At 50.6% G+C, this 25,799-nt stretch carries 17 protein-coding genes; 7 read left to right on the top strand and 10 right to left on the bottom strand.

The window, feature by feature from the left end:
- Positions 1-38: 38 nt before the first annotated feature.
- The gene (locus JUB14_RS02370; protein WP_207504163.1) at positions 39-2,114 is read right to left on the bottom strand and encodes a S9 family peptidase; all 2,076 of its coding nucleotides are present in this window, start codon (positions 2,112-2,114) and stop codon (positions 39-41) included.
- Between the two features lie 200 nt (positions 2,115-2,314).
- Here JUB14_RS02370 and JUB14_RS02365 point away from each other — a divergent pair, with 200 nt between their 5' ends.
- The 5 genes from JUB14_RS02365 (at position 2,315) to JUB14_RS02345 (ending at position 9,677) form a co-directional block, all read left to right on the top strand.
- Positions 2,315-3,772, top strand: a complete 1,458-nt coding sequence (locus JUB14_RS02365) for a M28 family peptidase (RefSeq protein WP_207504162.1) — start codon at positions 2,315-2,317, stop codon at positions 3,770-3,772.
- 721 nt (positions 3,773-4,493) lie between these two features.
- Positions 4,494-6,917 (top strand): OmpA family protein, encoded by a 2,424-nt coding sequence (locus JUB14_RS02360; RefSeq protein ID WP_207504161.1) that lies wholly within the window; start codon positions 4,494-4,496, stop codon positions 6,915-6,917.
- Between the two features lie 96 nt (positions 6,918-7,013).
- Positions 7,014-7,853, top strand: a complete 840-nt coding sequence (gene ispE, locus JUB14_RS02355; RefSeq protein WP_207504160.1) for a 4-(cytidine 5'-diphospho)-2-C-methyl-D-erythritol kinase — start codon at positions 7,014-7,016, stop codon at positions 7,851-7,853.
- Between the two features lie 126 nt (positions 7,854-7,979).
- Complete coding sequence (locus JUB14_RS02350; protein ID WP_207504159.1) at positions 7,980-8,597, top strand: cytochrome c oxidase subunit 3; 618 nt, start codon at positions 7,980-7,982, stop codon at positions 8,595-8,597.
- A 156-nt stretch (positions 8,598-8,753) separates the two neighbouring features.
- Positions 8,754-9,677 carry an alpha/beta fold hydrolase gene (locus tag JUB14_RS02345; RefSeq protein WP_207504158.1) on the top strand — a complete coding sequence of 308 codons (924 nt, stop codon included), beginning with the start codon at positions 8,754-8,756 and terminating at the stop codon, positions 9,675-9,677.
- An 89-nt stretch (positions 9,678-9,766) separates the two neighbouring features.
- Here the strand turns inward: JUB14_RS02345 and can are convergent, their stop codons facing one another.
- The 4 genes from can to JUB14_RS02325 form a co-directional block, all read right to left on the bottom strand.
- Positions 9,767-10,414, bottom strand: a complete 648-nt coding sequence (gene can / locus JUB14_RS02340; protein ID WP_207504157.1) for a carbonate dehydratase — start codon at positions 10,412-10,414, stop codon at positions 9,767-9,769.
- A gap of 50 nt (positions 10,415-10,464) precedes the next feature.
- Entirely contained in the window at positions 10,465-11,391 is a 927-nt protein-coding gene (locus JUB14_RS02335; RefSeq protein WP_207504156.1) for a bestrophin family protein, read from the bottom strand.
- Between the two features lie 227 nt (positions 11,392-11,618).
- Entirely contained in the window at positions 11,619-13,280 is a 1,662-nt protein-coding gene (locus tag JUB14_RS02330; RefSeq protein WP_207504155.1) for an NAD(P)/FAD-dependent oxidoreductase, read from the bottom strand.
- 57 nt (positions 13,281-13,337) lie between these two features.
- A complete protein-coding gene (locus JUB14_RS02325; RefSeq protein ID WP_207504154.1) occupies positions 13,338-14,726 on the bottom strand; it encodes an ATP-binding protein in 1,389 nt (462 codons plus the stop codon).
- A gap of 342 nt (positions 14,727-15,068) precedes the next feature.
- On the opposite strand from JUB14_RS02325, the gene JUB14_RS02320 reads away from it, so the two are divergent.
- Together JUB14_RS02320 and JUB14_RS02315 are read left to right on the top strand one after the other, a co-directional pair.
- A complete protein-coding gene (locus JUB14_RS02320) occupies positions 15,069-19,277 on the top strand; it encodes a hybrid sensor histidine kinase/response regulator transcription factor (protein WP_229367484.1) in 4,209 nt (1,402 codons plus the stop codon).
- A gap of 105 nt (positions 19,278-19,382) precedes the next feature.
- Positions 19,383-21,308, top strand: a complete 1,926-nt coding sequence (locus JUB14_RS02315) for an FG-GAP-like repeat-containing protein (RefSeq protein ID WP_207504152.1) — start codon at positions 19,383-19,385, stop codon at positions 21,306-21,308.
- Positions 21,309-21,645: 337 nt separating this feature from the next.
- Here the strand turns inward: JUB14_RS02315 and JUB14_RS02310 are convergent, their stop codons facing one another.
- From JUB14_RS02310 to JUB14_RS02290, 5 genes are read right to left on the bottom strand one after another with little or no spacing between them, the layout of a single operon-like run.
- On the bottom strand, positions 21,646-22,212 hold the full coding sequence (locus JUB14_RS02310; RefSeq protein ID WP_207504151.1) for a YceI family protein: 567 nt from the start codon (positions 22,210-22,212) through the stop codon (positions 21,646-21,648).
- 12 nt (positions 22,213-22,224) lie between these two features.
- Positions 22,225-23,133: a DUF5777 family beta-barrel protein gene (locus JUB14_RS02305; RefSeq protein ID WP_207504150.1), complete on the bottom strand. Its 909-nt coding sequence runs from the start codon at positions 23,131-23,133 to the stop codon at positions 22,225-22,227.
- 10 nt (positions 23,134-23,143) lie between these two features.
- Positions 23,144-23,662 carry a QcrA and Rieske domain-containing protein gene (locus JUB14_RS02300; RefSeq protein WP_207504149.1) on the bottom strand — a complete coding sequence of 173 codons (519 nt, stop codon included), beginning with the start codon at positions 23,660-23,662 and terminating at the stop codon, positions 23,144-23,146.
- Between the two features lie 50 nt (positions 23,663-23,712).
- Positions 23,713-25,140 (bottom strand): hypothetical protein, encoded by a 1,428-nt coding sequence (locus JUB14_RS02295; protein ID WP_207504148.1) that lies wholly within the window; start codon positions 25,138-25,140, stop codon positions 23,713-23,715.
- Positions 25,121-25,690 (bottom strand): RNA polymerase sigma factor, encoded by a 570-nt coding sequence (locus tag JUB14_RS02290; RefSeq protein ID WP_207504147.1) that lies wholly within the window; start codon positions 25,688-25,690, stop codon positions 25,121-25,123. The genes JUB14_RS02295 and JUB14_RS02290 overlap by 20 nt, the downstream gene beginning before the upstream one ends.
- Between the last annotated feature and the right edge of the window lie 109 nt (positions 25,691-25,799).

Raw genomic sequence — 25,799 nt, 5'->3', positions numbered from 1 at the left:
TCTGCCTGGGCACCCAGGCAGACCGTTGTCATTAGCCTCTACTCCGCCTTACCCGCCAGAGCCAGCACAAAGGTATACTCCAGCGCGATGTCGTGCAGGCGCTTGAACCGTCCCGATGCGCCGCCGTGACCGGTTTCCATGTCACAGTGCAGCAGGATCAGGTGGTCATCCGTTTTGAGTTCACGCAGTTTGGCTACCCATTTGGCCGGCTCCCAGTACTGTACCTGTGAGTCGTGGAAGCCCGTCGTTACCAGCATATGCGGGTACGCCTTTGGCTCGACATTATCATAGGGCGAGTAGGACTTCATAATATCATAGAAGGGCTTCTCGTTCGGGTTCCCCCACTCTTCGTACTCACCGGTGGTGAGCGGGATGGTTTCGTCGAGCATAGTGGTCACCACATCCACAAAGGGTACCTGCGCTACCATGCTTTTGTATAGCTCGGGAGCCAGGTTAGCCACAGCACCCATCAACAACCCTCCGGCACTTCCACCCATGGCAAAGAGCCCTGCGGGTGAGGTCCAGCCTTCGCTGATCAGGTACTTAGAGCAGTCGATAAAGTCGTAGAAGGTGTTCATCTTGCGCAGCAGGCGGCCGTTTTCGTACCAGGCGCGGCCCATTTCCTGTCCGCCCCGGATGTGGCAGATGGCAAAGGCAAAGCCTCTATCGAGCAGGCTCAGGCGCGCTGAACTGAACATGGGGTCCATAGATGCCCCATAAGAGCCATAGGCGTACTGCAGCAGTGGCCCCTGCCCATTATGCGCGAAGTCTTTGCGGTACACGATGGAGATAGGTACCTGAGCACCATCGCGGGCGGGAGCGTACAGGCGCTCGGTCACATAGTTACTCTTATCAAAGTTGCCTACTACCTCCTGCTCTTTAAGCAAGGTCTTGGTCCGGCTCTCCATGTCGTAGTCGTAGGTGGAGTTGGGCGTTGTGAGGGAGGTGTAGCCGTAGCGCAGTACCTCTGTCTCAAACTCGGGATTACCACCTGCATAAGCCGTATAGGCTGACTCGCCAAAGTCGAGGAAATGCTCCTCACCTAACTGCTGGTCCATGATACGGATATGCAGCAGCCCTTCCTTTCTCTCCTGTACCACCAGGTACTTTCGGAATACCTCAATGCCTTCCAGGTACACGTCGGGCCGGTGCGAGAGTACCTCCTGCCACTGCTCCGTATCGCTAATTTTCCCTTCGGGTGCTTTTACCAGTTTGAAGTTCTCGGCGCCGTTGTGGTTCGTCACGATGTAAAAAGTATCCTGGTAGTGCTCTATTGAGTACTCATGACCGCGGCGGCGGGGGATCGCTACCTCAAAGATACCAGCTGGCTGGTCGGCCCGTAGCAGGTGGTACTCGGTAGCTACGCCATTGTGGTCAGCCACCAGGGCTATGTACTTTTTGGACTTCATCCGGTACAGACCCAGGTAGTACTGGTCGTCGGCCTCTTCGTACAGCAGTACGTCGTCGCGCACATCAGTACCCAGCTCGTGCCGCCAGATCTGGTACCCAAGCAGCGTATCTACGTCCTTACGGATATAAAACAGGGTCTTGTTATCAGCAGCCCATGCGTAGTTGCCGCCTTCGGTGTTGGGTATTACATCGGGATACCATTCGCCGGTAGTGAGGTTGCGGAAGCGCAGCGTATAGAGTCGGCGGCTTACGGTATCTTCCCCAATGGCCGCGATGGTTTCGTTGTCACTTATTTCGGGAAAAGTAGCCTGATAGTATCCCTGACCAGCGGCCTGCTGGTTGAGGTCCAGCATGATTTCTTCGGGAGCATCCAGGCTCTGGTACTTCCGGCAGTAGAAGGGATATTCAGCTCCTTCCTCGTATCGCGAGTAGTACCAGTAGTTGCCGTCACGGACGGGTACTGACTCATCTTTTTCCTTGATTCGCCCCTTCATCTCGTGGAATAATTTCTCCCGAAATGCTTTCAGAGGAGCCAGTACCTCCTCCGTATATTGGTTTTCGGCCTCCAGATGGGCTACTACCTCCGGCTTATCACGCTCACGCAACCAATAGTAGGTATCGGTGCGTGAATCGCCGTGCAGAGTCATAACCTTTTCTATCTTAGTAGCTTGCGGAGGTGTAGGGCTAGTGTTGAAGTAAGTCATGTTATAATTTTTCCGGGTTTCTGTCTGTTTTGGTTCCTGAGGATATACAATAAATAAAAATCTTACCTAATTTAGTTTCGTAATTGTACTTTCCAGCCCCGACTTACGTTGAATAAGGCACTCTTAGCTACTGATCTTTGTTTATACAACCAGTCTATATCATAGTAAGTTACCTGAACTTGTCGATTGATTTACTAATCATGAAAAAACGATTATTAGCTGCCGTTGCCGGTAGCTTATGCGTTGTGTTAGTCTCCTTCCGAACCGAAGACAGCGAATGGGAAAAAGCTTTTTCGCGGATCGATACAGAGGTGAGGAAGAACAGCAAGGCATACCACACACTGGAAGAAGCTACTTCACGCATCGGGCACCGTCTGACGGGGAGTAACAATGGTCGCAAGGCCGAAGAGTACGCCTATAATCTTCTTAAAAGCTATGGATTCAGCGATGTAAAGTACCAGCCTTTCGAGGTAGTTTCCTGGATGCGGGATACTGTTACGCTTAGCATAGTACCTAAGAGCAGTGATAACTTTCGTGATGTAGCCGTAGTAGCTCTGGCTCATTCGCCCGTTGAAGCCTCTCTGCATGGTGAAATCGTGGATGTGGGCAATGGTCTGGAAGAAGATTTTGAAACTCTAAAAACTAAGGTAAAGGGCAAGGTAGCGCTGGCCAACATAGGTCTGGTAGGCGTTACGGACAAGAAAAACCTGCACCGCTCCGAGAAAACCGCGCTAGCGATCAAATACGGAGCCAAGGGTATCATCATGGTCAATCAGGCTCCGGGCAAGATCCTGCTGACGGGTACCGCCTCCGTAACCGGTGAGCTTATACCCATACCGGCCGTATCTATCTCAAATGACAGTGGCCGTGAGCTTCGCGCCTGGATGCAGGAAGAAGGTCCACTGCAGGCCAATATCGATATGCGTAACTTCTCTAAGACCATCAAGGCACGTAACGTGGTGGCTACACTGAAAGGGAAGTCAAATGAAAAAGTAATTATTGGTGGTCACCTCGACTCCTGGGATCTTTCTACGGGAGCCATTGATAACGGCATCGGCTCTTTTGCGGTGCTGGATATTGCCCGTACTTTCAAAGCCCTCAAGATAAAGCCCGACCGTACCATACAGTTTGTGATGTTCATGGGTGAAGAGCAGGGGCTGCTGGGCTCCAAGCACTTTGTACGGGAGCTAAACCGTACCGGAGAAACCGCGAAGGTACGTTACATGATGAACCTCGATATGACCAATGATCCCAAGGGAGTCAACGCTTTTGGCAGGGATGATATGAGCGAGTTTTTTCAGCGCGTAGGTACGGCTATTACCAAAGTCAATGAAGACTATCCCAACCAGTACCTCAACCGCGCGGGCCTGCACAGCGATCACCAGCCCTTTATGCTGGAAGGCATACCGGTGGCAGGGCTATCGGGTACCTTATCTCCTTCGGTACTGCAGTGCTACCATGCCGACTGTGATAGCTTTGACCTGGTAGATAAGCAGCAACTGGAGAATACAGTTCGCTATGCCTCCATGTACCTGTACGCGCTGGCCAATGCCAATTCACTTCCGGCCAAACGTCTCAATACTCAGGAAACACGTGACTATCTGATTACACAGGGTCTAAAGCAGGAGCTGGTTCTTGGTCAGGAGTGGCGGTGGTAAAATGGAAGATTGCTCTTTAGGAGTAGTGTCTTCTTTAAAACATACCAGCCAGTTACAAGCTAATTGTCGTATTTCAGTATATTAAGGCTTTACTATCAGGTACCTGGCCATATATGCAGCAAGAAGTTTACCTGTCCCTAAGGTGGCATGATTTGTGTGGCTCGGTTAGTATCCGGAACTTCTAAACTATAAAGTAGCCTCTTAAGCCAAGTGTATAAATTTTTTAATAATTTATATCACTATCGTGCATGAATAGAGGTTTGAAGATGGTTGGCATAGATTTCGTTCGGCATGCATAACATCGTATTAAAGTACGTCGCTGATAAGGGGGAGTTCTCAGTACCGTAATTTTATGAACACACATATACATTCGATACGTAATACATCTTTTCTTACTACCGCCGGTAAATTACTTACTGGCTTTGTAGATGTTATGCTACCCTCAACCGAGGATAATAGTAGCCGTATCTTACCCTTCACAATTGCTCCCCTTGCCTCTGTAATAGTAATCAATAGTGTGCTGACGGATTGTATCCATCCAAAAAATGTGTCCTGGCTAATTGTACAGCTACGCGGCGCGTCTTAGCTTTGGCACACAAACAAGACTGTATCCATCACAAGATCAGAATAAATATATTCGACACCAAACCAATTTATGCCTCCATATTACTATGCATATTATTGCCTGAAAAAACCCCTATGTTGGGTATTGCTGGTCTGTATGCTGTTAGAGGGGAGGGGAATACTGGCACAGGTTATCTTACAGAAGCAGCAGGCTGACCGGAGTTTTTACTCGCAGCTGTACGGTCGTGCTATCAATAGCTATGTACAATTGCTGCGTAATGATTCGATAAACACTGACAACCGCAGAGATATTCTGTACAATCTGGGGTACTCTTACAAAGAGGTGGGCGACATGCCCAAGGCCGAAACTATATTTAAGCAGTTTCTGGAAGCAGGTACTCCTAGCCCCAGACACCAGCAGGCTTACTTGTACTACGCGCAGGCACTTGGCTATAACGGAAAGCTCGACGAAGCCCAGAAGGTATATGCTACCTACCAGGAACAAAAGGATAAGGTAGCCACTGGTAGCAGCAGCGGTACCGGAACCCGGGTAGCAGTAGCTGGCAAGGCCGAAAAGGCTACCTACCGGCTCGAAAACCTTACCATCAACTCCACAGGATCTGAATTCAGCCCCGCTTACTTTGGGGAAGGATTAGTATATATAGCAGGACGCGGAGCAGGAGGGGCTTCAACCCCTAACAAGGGGTACCTCGACCTCTACTTCATGCCCCGCCGGGCCGACTTACAGGCAGTAAGTCTGCTCGGAGCCGATGGAAAAGAAAAGCCTCTGAACAATACCGCTGCCCCGACAAATACAAACGGGCGTGCACTGGGCCGCGACAACTATACCCGACCCACTTCCAATGACTCTCGTACGGTAGGTACGTATGCTCCCTTTGAGTTTTCGGAGGGCCTGGGGCTGGAAAGCTCCCGTACCAGCACGACCGCCAGCGCAGAAGTGTTCAGTAAGGAGCTAAATACTAAGTACCACGAAGGCCCTGTGACTTTTTCGGCGGATGGGAGCCAGATCATCTTTACCCGGAATAACTACAGTGATGGCCGCTCCAGAAAGAGCAGCGACAACGTAACCAAGCTCAAGCTTTACTCAGCGGATCTCAAAGATGGTGGCTGGTCGAATGTGCAGGAACTTCCCTTCAATAACGACGAGTACTCCACCGGGCATCCCTCCCTCAGCCGTGACGGGAACGTTCTGTTTTTTGCCTCTGATCGCCCCGGAGGGTTGGGAGGTACTGATATCTACGTGTCGCGCCGGGAGAAGAACGGCTGGTCGAAGCCCCAGAACCTGGGCAAACAGCTCAATACCAACCGGGACGAAATGTTTCCCTTTGTGGATGATAACGGGAACCTGTACTTCGCCTCCAGTGGTCGTAAACCCGGGCTGGGAGGCCTGGACATCTACTATGTACCTATACTCAATGGAGCGGTGGCGGGGCCGGTTGTACATCTGGAAGCTCCTCTTAACTCTCCGGCCGATGACTTCGGACTGATTACGGATGGCAATCGTAGTACGGGCTACCTGAGCAGCAACCGCCTGCGCGGGGATGACGATATCTTTCGGTTCATCAAGGAGGGCTCTGCCAATGGCTGCCGTAACCTTACCTTAAAGATCATTGATGAGAATACATTTGCTCCGCTGGATAGCGCCCTGGTAGTAGTGAAAGCAAGGGGTGAAGGCCATGACCAGCAGGAATTATTTACCAATGCCAACGGTGAAGTAAACGTCTGTCTGGAGGCAAATAATAACTTTATGTTTGAGGTTACGCGGGAGGGCTACCTGGCAGGTACCCTGGGCTTTGTTACATCAGGATTTACGGATGATAAATCCTCCCGCCTGGAATACGCTCTCCTGCCCTACCAGGTCGATACTGTAGAGGTCATGCCAGCCACTATGTCCGGTGGTCTGGCCAATGCCACTGATAGAGTTGCTACTCCTACCCTGCGCGGTACTGTTACCGGCCATACCGACAAGAAGGCCATCGAGGGAGTAAAGATCACTCTGCGGAATAGGTGTGATCGTACCGTCATGCAAACGGTGACGGGTCCTGACGGACGTTTTGAGTTTTCTCTGAAAGTAGGCTGCGAGTATCAGCTGGAAGCCTCTAAGGCACTGTATGGTACCAATAAGAGTGCGATTAAAAAAATCACCGAAATGTCGGAGTCCAAACTGGTAGCGGCTGATCTGAAAATGCTGAAGGTAGGGGATGTGGTGACGCTGGATAATATCTATTACGACTCAGGCAAGTGGGAAATCCGGCCCGATGCCGCCCGCGAACTGGACAAAATGGTGGCCACCATGCGCAAGTACCCCTCGCTCCGCATAGAGATAGGCTCGCATACCGACAGCCAGGGCAACGCCCAGTTTAACCAGTACCTATCGGAGCGTCGCGCCCGGGCAGCCCTCATCTATATGGCATCCAAGGGTATAGCACGTAACCGTATGACCTCCAAAGGCTACGGCGAATCAGATCTGCTCAACCAGTGCAAGGACGGCATACTATGTACCGAGGAAGAGCACCAGCGAAATCGTCGGACGGAGTTCAAAGTACTTTTTATCCGCTAGAACTCTCTACATTACCGTTTCATAAAAGCCCTTTCCATAGATGAAAAGGGCTTTCGTATATTTTTCGATATTTGTGGTGTAACATATATCGTACTAATGGTTGTATTTCCCAACGCCAAAATCAACATTGGCCTTCATATTACCGAAAAACGCCCTGACGGATTTCATAATATTGAATCGTGCTTCTACCCGGTGGGCTGGGCCGACGCCCTCGAAATACGTCCTTCTGAGAGCCTTTCGTTCCAGTCGTCGGGATTGCCCATACCGGGAGCTACCACTCCGGGAGCTACCACTCCGGAGACAGCGCTCAATAATTTATGCGTAAAGGCTTACCATCTTCTGGCTCGCGACTACTCACTACCGCCCGTAGATATACACCTGCTCAAGGCTATCCCCATCGGAGCGGGACTCGGTGGCGGGTCGGCGGATGCCGCTTTTACCATCCGGGCATTAAATGGGCTCTTCGACCTGAAGCTCACCATCGCGCAGCAGCAAGACTACGCCCGCACGCTGGGTAGCGACTGCGCTTTCTTTATCGAGAACCAGCCCAAGTACTGCTACGGCAAAGGCGACCAGTTTGAAGACATAGACCTACGCCTAACAGGAAAGTGGATCGTGCTGGTCAACCCGGGGCTACACATCTCTACCGCTGAGGCCTACGCTGGCGTAAAACCAGCTCAGCCCGCTACTGATTTGCGGCAGCTTCTGCAACAACCCATCAGCGAGTGGCGTACTACTGTAGTGAATGATTTTGAGGCGTCGCTATTCCCGATATACCCCGAATTACCTCACCTCAAAGATCAGTTATACGAGTTGGGGGCATTATATGCCAGCATGAGTGGCTCCGGTTCCACAGTCTATGGAATTTTTGGGAATGAGCCCCAATTCTCGAACAATTTCAGCTCCTACTCCGTTTGGCAAGGAGAACTCTCCTGATTCTGAAAGTGGTATAAATTGTTTTTGAATAGTAGTTTATCGGTGCAACAGGCATACTTTTTTACATTAGAAAAAAATATTTTTCGTTTTTAATAGTATGCCGACCATAGAAAGCTTTTACGAATCATGCCTATAAAACCAACGACCCGCAGCCCTGAGAATCCTTTTACCAAGCGACGCGAACCACTTCAATTTATGTTGTGGTTGGGTATAGGAGGAAGTGTACTAATATTCACTACCCTACTGGCCATTTATATCATACGCAAAGTAGGTCCAGACTGGCAGCAGGTAACTCTGCCGGGCGTATTCTGGATCAGTACTTTTGCTATCCTGCTGAGTAGCGTGACCATGCACGAAGCACACCGCGCTTTCCAACGCGAAAAATTCCCTATATACCGCACCTGTCTTGGTGCCACGCTCACGCTGGGGGTTGCCTTTGTATTTATGCAGGTTTGGGGCTGGTTTCAAATGATCGGGCAAGGCATAGGGCTGCAGGAAAGTGTTTCGGGTTCTTTTGTATACCTTCTTTCAGGACTTCACATTCTACATATAGTAGGTGGTTTGGCATTCTTAGGAATTACCTTCTGGGACTCTTTGAAGAATATGACTTATATAGATGCCTTTGTGTACAGCGTCAATCCGCCGAACCGGCTCAAGATGAAGCTGCTTACTACGTACTGGCACTTTATAGATGTACTGTGGATTTACCTGTTTCTGTTTCTACTGTTTCATCATTCAGCTTAATCACTGACGCTTGCTTGAATAGTAATAACACTCCTAAAATTTCTGTTACCCTGTAAGGCGACTTTGTCGGCCTAAATCGCTACTTCAACTACTTCCGTTTTCGTAAGACCGGTCAAGCTATCAACTTTGAAGCATATTAATTCAAAGGAGATAGTCATGAAAAAACAGATCAGTATTTATGTCTGGGCTCTGGTTGCCATTGCATCACAGGCGTTTGCACAGGCTGTGCCGGAGCGCGAGTTCTACTTCACCACTTCTGACAGTGTCAAACTATTTGTCCGGGTAGCCGGACAGGGCAAACCATGTGTTTTTATCCACGGAGGCCCCGGTTCCACCAGCCACTACTTCGAAAAATCAGAGGGGAGTCAGGTAGAGCAATTTATGCAGATGATCTACTTTGACCAGCGGGGAAGTGGCCGGTCAGAAAGCGCTAAAAACAACAACTACTCACTGGCACGGCTTGAGAAAGACCTGGAAGAACTACGTCGCTACCTGGGCTATTCCAAATGGTCAATGATGGGACATTCATTCGCCGGTATACTCATGACCAGCTATACCCTCCATTATCCCCAGCGTGTAAGTTCGTCTATCTACATCAATTGCACTCTCAACCTACCCTACTCTATCAACAGCCATATCAACTTTGGCATCCGGGAACTGGGCCTTACGGACAACATATACACTGATACCTCCATCGATAAGATGGAGCGGCTCGGAAAGGTACATGGAAAGCTACGTGAGAAGGGCGTGTGGTATAAACTGATGTTTGCCACGCCCGAAGCCAAGGTACATAGTGACTCCATTACGCTGGACATAGGTCGCCCGTTCAACTTTGACTATGGCAACAAGGTCTGGGACTACACCGAATATCAACAGGACTTTACAGCTCTCACCCCCAAAATCAAAGTACCTGTACTGGTCATAGCCGGGTTGCAAGACTATGCCGTGGGTCCTGAGCACTACACCTCCTTCCGGTTTCCCAATGCTACGACGGCTCTTTACGAAGGTGGTCACTGCCCCTTTCAGGAAAGCGGAGCCTGGTTTAACCGTACAGTTCGGCTGTTTATGCAACAGCAATAAAGATTCTTATAATTAGATAGGTACTATAGAAAAAGGGAAGGCCTAAGGCCTTCCCTTTAAGTTGTATTTTGAATCTAAAAACCTGGAAACTAGTAGTATCCCACTACTCCCATCTCGAACTTACAGACCTCTCTCAGCGCTTCTTCGCTGCTGATGGAGTGGGTCTGTGTCTTGATGAGACCTGTATTCAGGTCATACACCCACCCGTGCAGGTAGGGGCCTGCCTGGCGGGCCCAGGCATTCTGGATGGTATTGGTCTTACCTAGATTATATACCTGCTCAATGACGTTCAGCTCGACCAGCCGGTCAAAACGCGTGGGCTCGTCCAGTTCTGCCAGTTGTTTCCAGTAGTAGTTCTGGGTGTCTTTGATCTGCCGCAGCCAGTTGTCGATCAGGCCTAGCTGCTCATTGCCCATAGCTGCTTTTACGCCACCACAGCCGTAGTGCCCGCACACAATAACGTGCTCTACATGCAGTACATCCACGGCATACTGCAGTACACTCAGCATATTCATATCGGTCTGTACAACCAGATTGGCAATGTTGCGGTGTACAAATATATCGCCGGGGGAAGTCTTGGTGATCTGGTCGGGCGGAACACGGCTATCCGAGCACCCGATCCAAAGGAACTTTGGCTGCTGGCCCTGTGCCATTTTTTCAAAGTACGAAGCATCCAATTGTAGCTGCTCGGCCACCCACTCCTGATTGTTGTCAAGTAGCTGTTGTATTGTATACATAATCGTGAGGTTGTATGAGTGGGACAAAGATATACTTGCTATGGACCAGTTCAGAAAACTTTCTGATACAGCTTTTCTTCCCGCTCAGGCTGGTGAACGTGCGTAACTTCCAGAATCTCGAATACGTTGTTCCTGATGGTATGCGCGATGTCGCCCGTAGGCAGGTCGTTACAATCCAGTCCAAAAGGATCTTCAATTTCGGCAGCCATCATTTCGATACCAATGAAGGTGAAGAATATAAAGGTGACCAGTGGAATAGTAAAGTACCCAAAGTCACGGATCAGCCCGAAGGGCAGCATGAGAGAGTACCCCAGTATCAACAGCTTAATGTATACGCTGTATGAGAAGGGAATGGGCGTTTTCTTGATGCGCTCACACGCTCCGGCTACATCCAGCAGGGCCTGCAGGTGAGGCTTCATATTACGCATATCTGTTCCGGTAATGGTCTCACTGCGGTAGTAATCCTGGACCTTCTGGTGGATTAGCGATGCGATATAGCTGGGTAAGTGGGTACGCTGACTGTACTTTTCGATTTCATCGTGACTAACAAAAATCAGCTCCTCTACCTTAGCCCCCGTCCTGAGGTGTTCCTTAAGGGTAATGCAGAAATTAGAGATCAGTACCGCTATCTCAAATCGTGCCTTGACCTCTTCTGGGGGCAGAGTCGTCTGTACCGCTACGGCCAGGTTGCGGCAGTTGTTCACCAAAGCTCCCCACTGCTTACGCCCTTCCCACCAGCGGTCGTAGGCGGTATTGGTCCGAAAAACCAGCAGGATACTCAATACGATACCCAACAGCGAAAATATACTCGAAGGTACATTGATCTCCATGGGCCAGATCTCCTCGAAAGCTACGGTAAACACAGCCGTAACGGCCCCTACTCCCAAAGCAGCCCGCATGACACGTTGCATGGTCCAGCTACGGGTAAGGTGGGTAATATCGCGCAGAAAGTTTTTGTTGGATTCGTAGATAATCATGTGAGTAGAGCTGCCTGATTAAATCTGATGTGGTACAATGGCAGAAAGGTAGAAGTAAATTGGCAAATAAGAAAACACGCCCAGCAGTAGCTCTACCCGTAGAGCTACTTACCGATTGAACGGTAATAGTACTTCACACTTTAACGGTAATGAATATATACAAAAACATCCACCAGCAACCGTCAGAGGCACTGGTGGACGTTTATAATACTATCGCTACTTAAGATCTACACCTCTGCCAGGTACTTGTGTACAAAGCTGATAGCCATAGCTCCCTCGCCTACGGCCGAAGCGACCCGGTTCATGGCATCGGCACGGACGTCACCGGCGGCAAATATGCCCGTTATGCAGGTTTCGAGGGGGAAAGGCTCCCGCTTCTTTTTCCAGATCTTTCCAAAATCCGGTCGGTTTACCAGATCCCGACCGGTAATAATAAAGCCATCCTCCGTTTTCTGCATATCGGTTGTGATCCAGTCGGTGTAGGGTCTGGCGCCGATAAATATGAACAGCGCGTTGGCCTGATACGTCTTTATTTCCTTCGACTTAATGTTCTCAATAACCAGTTCCGCCAGTTGCTCCTCCCCCTTAGCCTCTACTATTTCTGAATCTGCTATGATCTCAATGTTGGGAGTAGAATTGATCTGATCAATCAGGTAATGCGACATGGAAGAGGTCAGATCAGCCTTATGTATTACTATATGTACTTTGGTAGCAAACTGTGACAGGTACATAGCTCCCTGTCCGGCTGAGTTGCCTCCACCTACTACAAATACCTGGCGATCACTACACCCCCGGGCTTCGGTCGTAGCAGCACCGTAATACACACCGGCTCCGGTAAAACTATCCACGCCCTTTGAGTCCAGCCTGCGATAATCTACCCCGGTCGAGATGATGACACTCTTGGTATTGATCTGGCCTCCACTCCCCAGCGTTAATATTTTATAGTTTCCTTTTGCCTGAATATCAACTACCTCTTCCGGCGACAGAAAATCTACTCCGAAGCGCGTAGCCTGAGTGATGGCTCGCTGTGAGAGCTCGGCCCCGCTCAGCCCCGATGGAAATCCAAGGTAGTTCTCAATGCGCGAACTCGTACCCGCCTGCCCACCCGGAGCTCTCCGTTCGATGAGCAGGGTTTTGAGTCCTTCCGAGCCTCCGTATACTGCCGCTGACAGTCCGGCCGGCCCGGCTCCGATGATCACTACATCGTATAGTTCGCTGGGGGCTTCCTGGCTCAGGCCCAGTTTTTCGGCAATCTGGCGCCGATCCGGCTGTGTCAGGTAAGTACCATCTTCCAGAAACACATAGGGCGCTTCCTTGGGCTTCAGATTATGTTTCTCCAAAAGATCTTTGCCTTTTTGGTTAATCTCAAGGTCAAGCCACTGGTAAGGAAGCAGATTCGCCGAAAGAAAATCTTTGACTTCGTGTGACTTCGGCGAAAACTGGTAGCCTACTACTTTTATACCCTCAAACTCGGGTATGTACGTAAGCTGCCAGTCGTCCAGCAGTCCGTTCAGCACCGGAAACATTTTCTCTTCGGGCGGGTCCCAGGGCTTCATCAGGTAGTAGTCCAGCTGTACTTTATTGATAGCCTTGATGGCGGCATCCGTATCTGAATAAGCCGTTAGCAAGACCCGCTTCGCATTCGGGAAATATTTTCTTGCTTCGGTCAGGTAATCTACTCCCAGCATTTCGGGCATTCGCTGGTCTGATATAAACAGAGCTACTGCTTCATTACCCTGTTTCAGCTCTTTCAGCGTGGCCAGGGCTTCATTGGCTGATGCTGTACTCATTATTTTATAATCCTTCCGGTAGGCGCCCTGTAAGTCCCGCGTGAGTGCCCGCAGTACCTGCTCATCGTCATCTACGGCCAGTATGATGGGTTTCTTCATGAATCAAGTTGAAGTAATAGTATGGGTTAGAAGGATCGTATACGATATTTTCGCTTGTTATTCTATGGGCAGACACACGCTGAACTCCGTCCGGCCGGGCTCTGAATGTACTTTCACCTGGCCCTTGTGCTGCTGCACAATGCTCTGTACAATTTCCAGTCCCAGTCCGGTACCTTTCCCTATGTCTTTAGTCGTAAAAAACGGATCGAATATCCTGCCGGTCATTTCTTCGGGGATACCACTGCCGTTGTCAATGATGTTAATAGTGATATACTGCCGGTCCGGTACCGCTTCCACATGGATCTGTCCGCCCTCCGGTGAGGCATCAATCGCATTATCAATGAGATTAGTCCACACCTGGTTTAGCTCACCGGGATATACACATATCTCTGGCAGGTCGTCCGGCAGGTTAAGCTGTACGTTTAGTTTTTTGCTTTTGAGCTTATGCTGCAGGATGCGCAGGGTACTGTTAAGTCCGTCCTTCAAAGATACTCTCTTTTTGTCCGCTCCGCCATCCATATGTGAGTACTCCTTGATAGAGCCTACCAGATTAGCAATTCTTTCCGAAGCTTCCGCTATTTCTGTGACTAGTCGCGTTGAGGCCAGTACATTACTCATCCAGTCCAGCACCGAAGTCAGGTTCTGATCGGACAGGTTGGTACTGATTACGTCCAGGTCCTGAGTTGTAAAGTTGTATTCTACCAGAATCTCGGCTATCTCGAACCCATTCTCCACACCATGCTCTTCCAGCCAGTCGGCCAGCTCATCCTCACGGGTTGACTTCTCCATAAGGCTTAGCTGCCGTTGTTGCGGTTCACCATTCATCTTTCCCAACAGCACCTTGCTTACCTGCTCCACCTGCTCCGGAGTCAGCTGAAGGGCCAGTACAGCTTTAAGCTTCTCCGGTACTATACCCAGCTGCTTTTTGAGCGCCGTAGCACTGCGTACCACCGCTGAAGCGGGGTTGTTGAGCTCGTGCGCCAGTCCAGCCGAAAGCTTGCCAAGCGAAATCATCTTTTCGTTTTGCTGCTGTACCTTCGTGAAGTTACGGACCCGGTTGAGCATCAGATGCACCAGTACTTCTACCAGTTTATCCTGCTTCTCAATCATCTCTCTGAACTGGCTCCGGTGCAGTCGTAGAAGCGTCGTATTACCTACGGCTATGGCATTGCCATTGGCTTTTTCCAGACGTGAGTACGGCAGCAGGCCACCTACATATCCTTTCCCATTGTCTTCAAGCAGGCGCTGTTCGTTGTTCTGCACAAAGTACAACCTAAAATGTCCTTCCAGTACGACCAGAAGATGATCAATCGGATCATCTTTTTTGAAAAGGTAATCTCCATCCTGAAGATGTATCACTTCACCCTGATCCACCAGCCACTGCAGTTGCGGCTCCGGTACTGAGGCCAGATTTTCGTTATGTATAAGCTCCTGTATAATATCCATGGCAAGGTAGGTTGGGAATGTAGCTTTAAGATATAAATACACTACTTTGTTAGACAAAGTAGTGTATTTAAACTGTAAATAAAGCAGATATCCGAACCACAGGTATTAATACACAGCAGGGCGATGATCAAAGGTACCCTGGTTGAGGATTTTACTTTACTAAATATATTGCGTGATGATAGATATAAGTATTCACGGATCTACTTATATACACTATTCAGTAAAAGCAACACCGAACTGTGGCACTAATGGCAGCTTCGCATTGCTTTGAGCGATGTCCACACACCATATGAATCTGTGAGAAGTTTAAGTCTGACACTGAGCATACTCCTCTACCTATGCTTGCTCGCAAAAGCTCAGCAATATACTGCTTCAGTAAAACGCTATGGTCCGGAAGATGGATTGTCCCACCGGGAGGTCAATGCTATTTTTCAGGATAAGCAGGGCTTCATGTGGTTTGGTACTAAGTTTGGCCTCAACCGCTTCGATGGTCTGAAGTTTACGGGCTACACCAAAGAACGGAACGGACTTGGCTTTGACGATATCCAGTCTATCGTCCAGGATGCAGACGGGTACTTGTGGCTCCTGGGGCCCTATGGTCAGTCTCATATTACGCTTTTTAATCCTGTAACCAATGAGGCAGTTTCGTTCGAAAAAAAATTCGGAAAACAGCGCCCCTCCACCTCATTTGATACTCCACAGCGCCTGCTCAGCAGTGCCAACGGTACCATATTCTTTACGGACTACCAGCCGGCGGTTCTTATTTCGTACCATCCCAAATCCGGGTTGCGGTATGTACCCTTATCACAGTTTAAGCGGCTGGCCGTATTTCAGGTCACCGCCCGTAATACTGTCTGGGCCATTGCGGATGACCAGCATCTGCTTGAACTCACGCCGGATGGACATATTGTAAATCAGTATTCCCATTCCGAGGCATCCATTATTATCTGCTTCGGGCAGCGTAATGCCGGTATTGAATTTTTCTATCATGCCGCTGATCCGGCCAAGCGGGTACCTAATAAGTTTTATAGCATAGATGAGTCAGGTCATCGCCGCGAGTGGCCGTACCCACTACTCAAATCATTGAATCAATACATTTTTCCGGTCTGCTATGCCTTTGACCGTACCGGATTAGTTTGGGATGGTATGAGTTTGCGAGATTCCACCAAAGGAGTCGTATTGACCATCAAAGGTCAGACGTCGGGTGAACAGATTGAAAACAGAAGCTTTTTCCGTGACCGGAACGGCCTGTTCTGGCTAGGTACCGGCTTTGGCGTATACCAGGTCAAACTAGCCGAAAACCATTTTGCCCGGTTATTCTATCAGGAAAACAATAAGGGTAAAAACGTTGCGGCCATTCGGGGTATTACCGTACTAGGCGATAAGGTATTCGCCAACATGGAGAACATGGGCCTGTATACCTCCCAACGCCTGGGCGAAGTACCCAAAAAGGTGTATGTACCCGAAATATTTACTACGAATGGTGATGCGTTTGCTTCCGCTTATGGGCTAACCCATGATGGACAGGGTACGCTCTATGGCGGCATTGCTGATCAGCTGGTTCGTTATAAACCGTCTACCGCTACGCATACCACTACCGATTTACCCAAGGGGTCGGGTGCCTGGACCCTTCACCCGTTTGGCCGGGAGCGTTGGTTATTGGGTGGTCGCAGAGGGCTTATGCTGTATGAGGCTAAACAGGGACAGCTACAACCTTTTATAAAGTACAACCAATTTACTGAACTGGCGCAGGCCCATATACTACACATTGCTCCTGACCGGCAAGGTACCATCTGGATTTGCGCCAACACCGGCTTATACACGATCAAATCGGAAAAAGGTATAACGGCGCGCTACTGGAGCGGGGGAGGGAGTGGTTTTTATCTACCGGCCGAAAGCTACCAGCATTTCTACCAGGATACCCAAGGTATCTACTGGCTGGCTACCGCCAATGCCGGGCTGGTCCGGTGGGACCGCCGGCAAAACCAGTACCGTCAGTTCCGGCGCAGCGAGGGCTTATCCAATGATAATATCTACGCCGTGTACCCCGATGAGCGCGGCCACCTCTGGATGAGCAGCGACTATGGCATCATGCAGTTTGACCCGGTGCGGTTTACCACCCGATCGTACTTTGTGGAGGATGGCATTACCCATAACGAGTTCAACCGGATTGCGCACTATCAGGACAAGAACGGACGGATCTACTTTGGGGGGTTGAATGGGATTACGGCATTCAATCCGCATGACTTTCAAAAGCAGAAGCCAGAAGCTGAGTTGCCCCTGCGCATTACATCATTACGCCAATACAACCATGCAGAGGATAAAATCGTAGACAGGACGGATGATGTAATCACTTCGAACACCATTACCATAGAGCCTGATGACCTCTCGAGTGAACTGGACTTTGCCCTGCTGAACTATGCTAATGCGGAAAAGAACGTGTATGCCTATCAATTCAAGGGCATTAATAAAGAATGGACTTACCAGACGGAACCCAGTTTAAGGCTGAACAATCTGCCCTTCGGCAAACATCAATTACTGATAAAAGCACAGGCGGCTGACGGGCAATGGTCGGATAATACGCTTGACATAGAGCTGGTGGTGGTACGGCCGATCTACCTGCGCCCCTGGTTCCTGATGATCATGGTACTGCTGGTAGGAGCCAGCATATGGGCCTGGTTGAGATGGCGCATCTGGCAACATCAGGTGGAACAAATACGGCTAGGAGTCCAGGTCAGGCAAGCCACTACCCGCATTGAACAGGATAAAGAAATCATTGAGAAGCAGGCTCAGGATCTGATGCGGCTCAACGAAGCCCGCTCCCACTTTTTCACTAATATTTCCCATGAGTTTCGCACGCCTCTCACGGTCATATTGGGTATGGCGGCCGAGCTCAAAGGCTATAAGCAAGAGGCCCAGTTGCCACGGCTACAGAATGCAGCCGCATTGATCGAACGCAACGGTGCTAATCTGCTAAGGCTGATCAACCAGATACTGGACCTCTCCAAAATTGAAGCCGGGGAGATGCATCTGAACCTAGTGCGTGCCGATCTGGTATGCTTTACCCGCTACATTGTTGAATCTTTTCAGTCGGTGGCCAGAGCAAAGGATATCCAACTGCATTGTCATCTGGAGGTAGATACCTGCGTAGCTGATTTTGATCGGGATAAGCTTCAGGATATTCTTTCCAACCTGCTGTCCAACTCCCTGAAGTTTACACCCAGAGGTGGGCATATTTACTACCGGCTAAGGCTTCTGGATAACTGGCAGCCCTTAAGCCCCTTAGGATACTATGAGGAAATTACCCCAACCACCTGTTTGGATAAGCAATGGGTTCAGTTCAGCGTAAGCGATACCGGCCCCGGTATTGAACCAGCCACTCAGCCCAAGGTATTTGGCCGTTTTTTTCAGGCGGATAATCAGCTGGCATCTCAGGCTAATGGTACCGGAATAGGGCTGTCTCTGGTACGTGAACTGGTGTTGCTCATGCGGGGCGGTCTGGCTGTTCGAAACCGGTCAGGCCTGGATAGGTCCGGCGTGGATGGCTCCGGACTAAACGAGGAGGGAATAGATAGACAAGACCAGGGAGCCGAATTTGTAGTCAGTATACCCTTTACGTGTCAGGCACAGCTGGCTCAGGAGCAGTTGTTGACTCCGGTACCAGTTAACCTGGATCTACACAGTTCAGACTTATCCAAGCCGGACTTATCCAAGCCGGACCTGTCCAGGCCGGACCAGGATCAGTGGAGTGAGCCGGATCAGGCCGCTTCCGGTAATCGGCCAGTATTGCTGCTGGTGGAGGATAATTACGATGTAGCTGCCTATATCCAGGTCTGCATTGGCGCTCACTACGAGGTAATCTGGGCTGAAGACGGGCAGGCAGGCATTGACCAAGCGCTGGAAAAAATGCCGGACCTGGTGTTAAGTGATGTCATGATGCCCCGCAAGGATGGGTACGAGTTATGTTATACGCTGAAAAACGACGAGCAAACAAGTCATATCCCCATTGTACTGTTGACTGCCAAAGCAGCCGTGGACGACCGTATCACCGGACTACGGCGCGGAGCCGATGCCTACCTTGTCAAACCATTTTTACGGGAAGAGTTACTGCTGGTGTTAGGTAACCTGATCCAGACCCGGCGCCTGATGCAGATCTACTACAGCCAACTGGCTCTGGGTACTGCCTTGGATACCTCCCCCCCTGCTGGGGCGGACGAGCCACTGGAAGATGAGTTTGTGGTTAAGTTGCGTAATACTGTAGAAGCGCACCTGGATAACGCGGAGTTTTCGGTAGACGACATATGCCGGCTAATGGGTATGAGCCGAACTACTCTTCATAAAAAGATGACAGCCCTGACCGGACTGTCCATGAACCGGTACCTCCGCACGTTACGCTTACGCAAAGCTCAGGAGCTGTTATCTACTACTGCTCTCAATGTTTCCGAAGTAGCTTATGCCGTAGGCTTCGATGATCCTAAATATTTCAGCCGGGTATTTTCAGAAGAATTCGGTACGCCTCCCGGTAACTTTCGCTATTCGGCCAGAGACTGAACAATTATCCACCTTTTCGGAACATTTCTCCACCTTGTTTGACGCTGAAAGCCGTACTCTTGTGCTGCTGTTGTATCGTCTCTTAAACCACTCAGCAAACTGCCTATGTATCTACTTTTTACTTCATTCGCTCAGCGAATCCTCGAGCTCTCCCCCAGCTCGTTCATCCGCCTAAATTCGCAGCGGCAATGTTCTGGCTGGCTAGTATCCTGCTCCCGGGCCGTATGTATACTGCCAGTGCTTGTAGCCGGTGTTCTGAATGTGAGTGCCCAAAGCAGTGGCTGCTCTACCCCAAGCTTTACACCGGCAGTACCTTATAGCTCCGGCGGTGATAACCTTAATTATGTAATCACGGGGGACTTCAACAGCGATGGCAAACCCGATTTAGCAGTAACGAACGCTGGCTCCAACAATGTTGGTGTACTGCTGGGCAGTGGTGATGGCACCTTCGCGGCTGCCAACACCTTCCCCTCTGGAGGAGGTGCGCCATATGATATTACAACCGGCGACTTCAACGGCGATGGTAAACTCGATCTGGCGGTGGCAAATTTTAACTCCGACAATGTGGGTGTGCTGCTGGGCAATGGCAATGGCACCTTTGCGGCTGCCACCACCTTCCTCTCCGGTGGAAACGAGCCACTTGGTATATCAACTGGCGACTTCAACGGCGATGGTAAACTCGATCTGGCGGTGACAAATCTATCCTCCGACAATGTGGGTGTGCTGCTGGGCAATGGCAATGGCACCTTTGCGGCTGCCACCACCTTCCTCTCCGGTGGCGACGTGCCATTTGGTATCGCCACCGGCGACTTCAACGGCGATGGAAAGCCTGATCTGGCGGTGACGAATGGAGTCTCTAATGATGTTAGCATCCTGCCCGGCAATGGCGATGGCACCTTTGCATCTGCCGTCACCTATCCCACCGGTGGTGGTGCTCCCAGGGACGTTACAACCGGCGACTTCAATGGTGATGGTAAACTAGATCTGGTGGTGGCAAATCTGTCCTCTGACAGAGTTGGCATCTTCCTGGGCAATGGCGATGGCACCTTTGCATCTGCCGTCACCTACCCCACCGGTGGTGGTCAGCCATATGGTATATCAACCGGCGACTTCAACGGCGATGGAAAGCCTGATCTGGCGGCGACAAATCTATCCTTTGACAATGTGGGTGTGCTGCTGGGCAATGGTGATGGCACCTTTTCAATTGCTACCACGTTTCCCTCCGATGGCGACCAGCCACTTGGTCTATCAACCGGCGACTACAATGGCGATGGTAAGCCTGATCTGGTGGTGGCAAATTCCAACAACAATTTGGGTGTTTTACTAAATATTTGTGTGCCGGACAGCGACGGTGATGGTGTGCCCGACTCTCAAGATAACTGTCCTCTAGCCGCCAATGCCGATCAACTCGACACGGATAGTGATGGCCAAGGCAACGTGTGCGATACGGATGATGATGGTGATGGTGTAGCGGATGCCCAGGACAACTGCTCTCTGCTGGCCAATGCCAACCAGGCCGACTTTGACCGGGATGGGCAAGGCGACACTTGTGATGAGGATGATGATAACGACGGCGTTTTGGACATCTACGACTGCGAGCCGCTGAACGGCAAAAAAGCCAAATACCTGGTGTGTCACAATGGAAAAATGTTGTGTGTGGATGAGCGGGGCATGCAGGATCACCTGGCGCATGGTGATCAGCTCGGCACCTGTAGCCCCTCGCCTGCCAACGCTCGACTGAGCGCCGAGCCAAGTCAGGCCGAGCCAGGTCAGGATGAGCTGCAGGTGCTGGTGCTGGGCAACCCGGTCAGTGGCCGCCAGGTAGAAGTCCTGATCAGCGGAGCCACCGGGCAAGCCCTGCGAGTAGTGCTGGTGAGCCTGCAGGGGCATGTGGTGGATCAGCAGCAGGTAGAGCAGGCCGAGCCCCAGCAGCGGGTGGTGTTGCCTGTAGGTGCTAGCCCAGGTGTGTACCTGCTGCGGGTGAGCACGGCTAGTCAGACTCGAACCGTACGACTGCTGAAAGTCAATTAAGCCTTTCATAGCGGAGTTAACGCCTGCGCACTTCTATCTGCCTGTTCTTTCTGAGTAAGGCTGGTGGGAGTGCGCTGGCTTGTTAGCAGCGGCAATGTCTTGGCTGGCTAGTATCTGCTTCCGTGTCGAATGTATCGTTACCTGTGGTCAGGAAGGTAGCTAAAGGGCCGGTAACGCCGGTGCTGTACGACGTACACATCAGCTTATAGCCACAACCCAGAACTTTTACCTCATCAATACTTATAGAGGCTTACGTTTCCATTGATAAAAAAAAGCAGCTACTTTTTTCAGGAGTAGCTGCTTTTTTGTGGGGTTATGCCCCTGCTTATAATGCCTGCTATCGGTTGTAAGGTGTAAGCTGGTAGCGGGCCTTCACCTGTATTACCTGGGCTATCTTCATGAATACGATCTTAGGTACTTCTATTTTGTGATCGGCCAGGGCTACCTCAAAATCTGAGCTGATGCTGATGGCTTTGTCTTTCACAACGAGTTGCCCTTTCAGAGTGCGGTTTTGGGTGACACCGTGAACGGTGAATGCTCCCGTTGCAGTAACCTCATGGGTACCATTTTGAGTATAGTCTACCGTCTGGTCTACCTTACCCCGAAAGGTGGCCGTGGGGTACTTCTCCGACTCTATGTAGTTTTCGTTGAAGTGCTCCTCCATCAACTCATTGGGAAAGTCAAAGTCCCGCATATTCATCCGGATAGCCAGTTCACCCGTTGAGGTATTCAGGATCGCCTGCGTCTTTTTATTGACGGCAGTGATATTCTCAGCGGGTGTCTCGGAAAAAAAGCTGGTCTGGCCCGTAGCGGTAGCGTACAGCTTGCTCTGAGCCCGCACAGTTCCGGAGACAGTAAGGCCAATCAGCAGTAAAAGTATGTATGTAAATAAGTACCTGTTCATAGTAGTAGGTCTCTACCAGTCCGTTGCAGCTCGTTTGCTTTTCCTATCCAGGCTGAACGTACGTGATATGTTGAATCCATAGTGAATATCTCCCTTACCCCAGGTACCTACTGTTTCGCCGATAAACTGCTTCTCAATCATCCCCAGCGAATTGGTAAAGTGCAGTTGGAATACATGCCCGCCCGTTTCGATGTCAAAGCCAACGGCCAGGGAGTTGTAGTAGGGCAAAGCATCACTACTCTCATCACGAAGAGCCCAGAAGTACTCGCCGTTGAGCGATACCCGCTTACTGATCTTGTAGCGCCCACCGATACCTACCGCCAGCAAGAGCTGATCGTCGGCAGCCAGTTCGGGCTGATTACGGTATAGGTAGGTGGGGGTAAGCTGGAGGGAGAGCCGCTCGCTGAACTTCCGGGCTATGAGTACCTGTCCGGTGTAGGTGAGCTTATCCTGAAAAGAGCGCTCCTGCTCACCGGGTATAAAGGATCGGATGGTACGGATGACCGTACTACCAAACAAGGTAACTGATACGGGTACGGTACGGGCGCCGGTAGTCTGGCGGAGGACACGGTACTTTCCAAAAAAGTCATAGGCTTTCTGCTCCGAACTACGCCCGATGCCAATCATCAGGTTATCGGTAACACCGTATTCAAGCCCCAGGCGTATCGTAGCCTGATCCAGGCCAAACAGTTCGTAGGCCCCGGAGTTCAGCCGACCGAAGCGGTGCGAGATCCGGAAGTCCATGTGGTTGCGCTTGACGGTTTCTACCGAATGCCCGTTGATGATCCGGGTAGACTTGAAAGTAGCCACTACCGGAACCGTCGGCTGCTCAGCCTGTTTTTCAAGCTCGCCCAGCAGATCATCCTGCGCTCTGCCCAGTAGGGGTATTAACAAAAAAGGTATAATGCGGAGTAAAGTCATGATCGTACTGTTATTCGTATATGCGAAGCGAATTACCATTCTGGCTCAGCTCGGTTTTATACGCCTTCAGCGGCGACGGAGCAGGGCTTTGCTTAACAGTACCATCCAGATTAAAAACTGATCCGTGGTTGTTACAAAAGACGTCGTTCTGAGACAGACGGTACTGTACATTGGCCCCCTCATGTGTACATCTTTTTGACAAGGCTACGTACTTATTACCCGAGGCCAGTGCTACCATAACGTCTCCGGCCAAGACATACTCCCCTTCTGTCTTTAGCTTGCTGTAGTTGCTGCTGGTCAGATCAAGTGTGAAGTTGATATTACTACCCGTAGCATTGCCCGTAAGGCCTGAGGTACTCCCCGTCCCGCCGTTGTTGTTGTTCCCGGTGGGCTGAGGATCGTCTTCTCCCGAGCTGCACGCTGTCAGAGTACCCATGCAATAAAAAGCCATCAATGCCGATGTACTCAGTCCCAGACTGCGTAAGAACTCGCCTCTTTTCAGGGTTTCTTTTTCTTCTTTAATTTTCATTTTTATAGCTGCTAGTTATGTTGAAACTAAACTTATTGGTATTAAGGTTTCTACTTTATGAATGAGGGTACATAGCGCACCGACATCCATACTCCCGCCGTAAACAGATTGACCTTACCGTATCCGACCCGGCGCAACGGCACCCTTACGTACGGCTCAGCCAACAGCGACAACCGGTTAGAGAAGCGGTACTCGTACCCGGCCGAAGCGTTGAGGTGGCTCAGCCAGTACCATCCTGTCTGGCCTTCCCAGCGCCACCGTTTAATACTCGGGTCCGGACGCTCGTAATTATACTTGTATACTTCGTTCTGCATGTGGTAGGATGATACGCCTGCCCCGGCAAACCAGGTAGACCTTGTCCCCCGTGCCATATCATACCGTAGGTTCAGTGGTACTTCCAGTACCTTACAGTCACCATCCACACTAATGGGCTTGATGTACTGCGTCCAGTAGGCTGGCCACTGGTACTGCCCCGGTAGCGCCCGGTAGGTTTTCAGGCTCCGGATTACACCTGACTGTACGTACAATCGATCCATTACGGCATACTCAACCAGTAAAGAGGTAGCCGGACCGGGATTCGTAAAACCCGTTAGCCCCACCGAACTCATATCCGGCGATACCCCCAGCCTGACAGCCCACTTCGGAGCAGAGGCCGGCCTCACAACCAACGGCTCAGCCACCTGCCCCGAGTCGGTATAGCTAATGGATGGTAGAGTAAGAGAAGTAGCGCTCCGGAAGTCCAGACGGGGAAGCAGGGGCTCTGCATAGACAGCTTCCTTCTGCTCCGCCGGAGTGACTCCATTCACCTCCCTGAAAGTACCTGCACCGATGCCTGCCTCCCCAGCAGGCGCTTTACGTGCCGCTTCGCTGTTTCCTGATGGTGCAGCAGGGCTGCTGACCGAAGGAGTTGATTCAGCAGCCGTTTCCTTCCTGTTCCAATGAGGTGCCCCGTAGCCCTCCTTCCTACCAGCCAGGCTGGATCGTAGACGCACTCCGCTTGCGTCCGGCTGACTCCGGGGCAATATCTTCCGGGATGTTGCCTTTTCCTGTCCTACAGTACCTCGGGACTTTTCGGATACTTTCGGTTCTAGTTCCGTTGGATCATGCTTTGCATTACGCACATCCTCCGGCTTTTGATGCACTTCCCCAGTAGTAATTTCGCTAGTAGCTTTATCACCACCTCCCTGCACAGCTTCTGCCGGGCTAGTAGGGGTGGTCGCCAGCTTGTCCTTCGGGTCCTTATCCATAGTAGTATTTCCCCGGTAGTAGATACCGAGTCCACCACCTGTTAGTAGTAGCAGTAGTACTACCGCTCCCCAGGGCCACCACTTTTGGCGCCACCCTGACGTAGCTGGTTTGGTACCCGCATCCAATCGTTCGCGCAGGTTTTCCCAATCGGCGGAATCAAAGGAAGGATTAAGCTCCTCAGCAGATTTTCTGAAGAGCTCATCCAGGCGGTCATCTGGCCACTCGTTCATAATCATCTGCATTTTTTTTTGATAACATCACCTTTAACTTTTCACGGGCCCGCGAAAGATTCGATTTGGAACCTCCTACCGTAATACCCAGCTTATCAGCAATTTCCTCGTGCGTATACCCATCTATAACCGCCATACTGAAGGTCATCCGATAGGCTGGTGGCAGTTGCTGAATCATGCCAATCAGCTCCTCGTGCGCCAGCTGGCTAATGGCCGTCTCGTCAATGGATACCTCAGCTAGTTGTACATCATCGTGCAACGTCTGCTGTCGTGCTTCCCGGCGGTAGTTATCGAGGGCTGTATTAATCATGATCCGGCTTAGCCAGGCTTTGAAAGAACGCTCTGAATCAAACTTTTCCAGCTTTGTGAATACCTTCAGAAACCCATCGTTCAGTACCTCCCTGGCCTCTTCACGATTGTGGGTATACCGGAGGCAAATCCCCATAGCATAGCCGTAGAACTGCCGATAGAGCAATTCCTGACTACGACGGTTTCCGTGCAAACAGCCGTCGAGCAGTTCAAGAAGAACAGCGGAGTTGTACTCGGGCATGTTTTAATGCTTTTATGAAGATATACGACCGAATGTAAGGAAGGGTTGCGTGAAGTGGTACGTTGAGGACCAGTAAATTTATACAGACACAAAAAAAGCCTGTTGGAGT

Origin of the sequence: Telluribacter humicola (assembly GCF_017355935.1) — a bacterium.
GTDB lineage: Bacteria > Bacteroidota > Bacteroidia > Cytophagales > Spirosomataceae > Telluribacter > Telluribacter humicola.
This window is presented reverse-complemented; position numbering and strand designations above follow the sequence as displayed.

Coding starts and splice junctions, on each gene's coding strand:
- can (WP_207504157.1), bottom strand. CDS start 10,414: ATGTATACAATACAACAGCTACTTGACAACAATCAGGAGTGGGTGGCC.
- JUB14_RS02310 (WP_207504151.1), bottom strand. CDS start 22,212: ATGAACAGGTACTTATTTACATACATACTTTTACTGCTGATTGGCCTT.
- JUB14_RS02305 (WP_207504150.1), bottom strand. CDS start 23,133: ATGACTTTACTCCGCATTATACCTTTTTTGTTAATACCCCTACTGGGC.
- JUB14_RS02295 (WP_207504148.1), bottom strand. CDS start 25,140: ATGAACGAGTGGCCAGATGACCGCCTGGATGAGCTCTTCAGAAAATCT.
- JUB14_RS02325 (WP_207504154.1), bottom strand. CDS start 14,726: ATGGATATTATACAGGAGCTTATACATAACGAAAATCTGGCCTCAGTA.
- JUB14_RS02290 (WP_207504147.1), bottom strand. CDS start 25,690: ATGCCCGAGTACAACTCCGCTGTTCTTCTTGAACTGCTCGACGGCTGT.
- ispE (WP_207504160.1), top strand. CDS start 7,014: ATGGTTGTATTTCCCAACGCCAAAATCAACATTGGCCTTCATATTACC.
- JUB14_RS02300 (WP_207504149.1), bottom strand. CDS start 23,662: ATGAAAATTAAAGAAGAAAAAGAAACCCTGAAAAGAGGCGAGTTCTTA.
- JUB14_RS02350 (WP_207504159.1), top strand. CDS start 7,980: ATGCCTATAAAACCAACGACCCGCAGCCCTGAGAATCCTTTTACCAAG.
- JUB14_RS02330 (WP_207504155.1), bottom strand. CDS start 13,280: ATGAAGAAACCCATCATACTGGCCGTAGATGACGATGAGCAGGTACTG.
- JUB14_RS02345 (WP_207504158.1), top strand. CDS start 8,754: ATGAAAAAACAGATCAGTATTTATGTCTGGGCTCTGGTTGCCATTGCA.
- JUB14_RS02370 (WP_207504163.1), bottom strand. CDS start 2,114: ATGACTTACTTCAACACTAGCCCTACACCTCCGCAAGCTACTAAGATA.
- JUB14_RS02315 (WP_207504152.1), top strand. CDS start 19,383: ATGTATCTACTTTTTACTTCATTCGCTCAGCGAATCCTCGAGCTCTCC.
- JUB14_RS02335 (WP_207504156.1), bottom strand. CDS start 11,391: ATGATTATCTACGAATCCAACAAAAACTTTCTGCGCGATATTACCCAC.
- JUB14_RS02360 (WP_207504161.1), top strand. CDS start 4,494: ATGCTGTTAGAGGGGAGGGGAATACTGGCACAGGTTATCTTACAGAAG.
- JUB14_RS02365 (WP_207504162.1), top strand. CDS start 2,315: ATGAAAAAACGATTATTAGCTGCCGTTGCCGGTAGCTTATGCGTTGTG.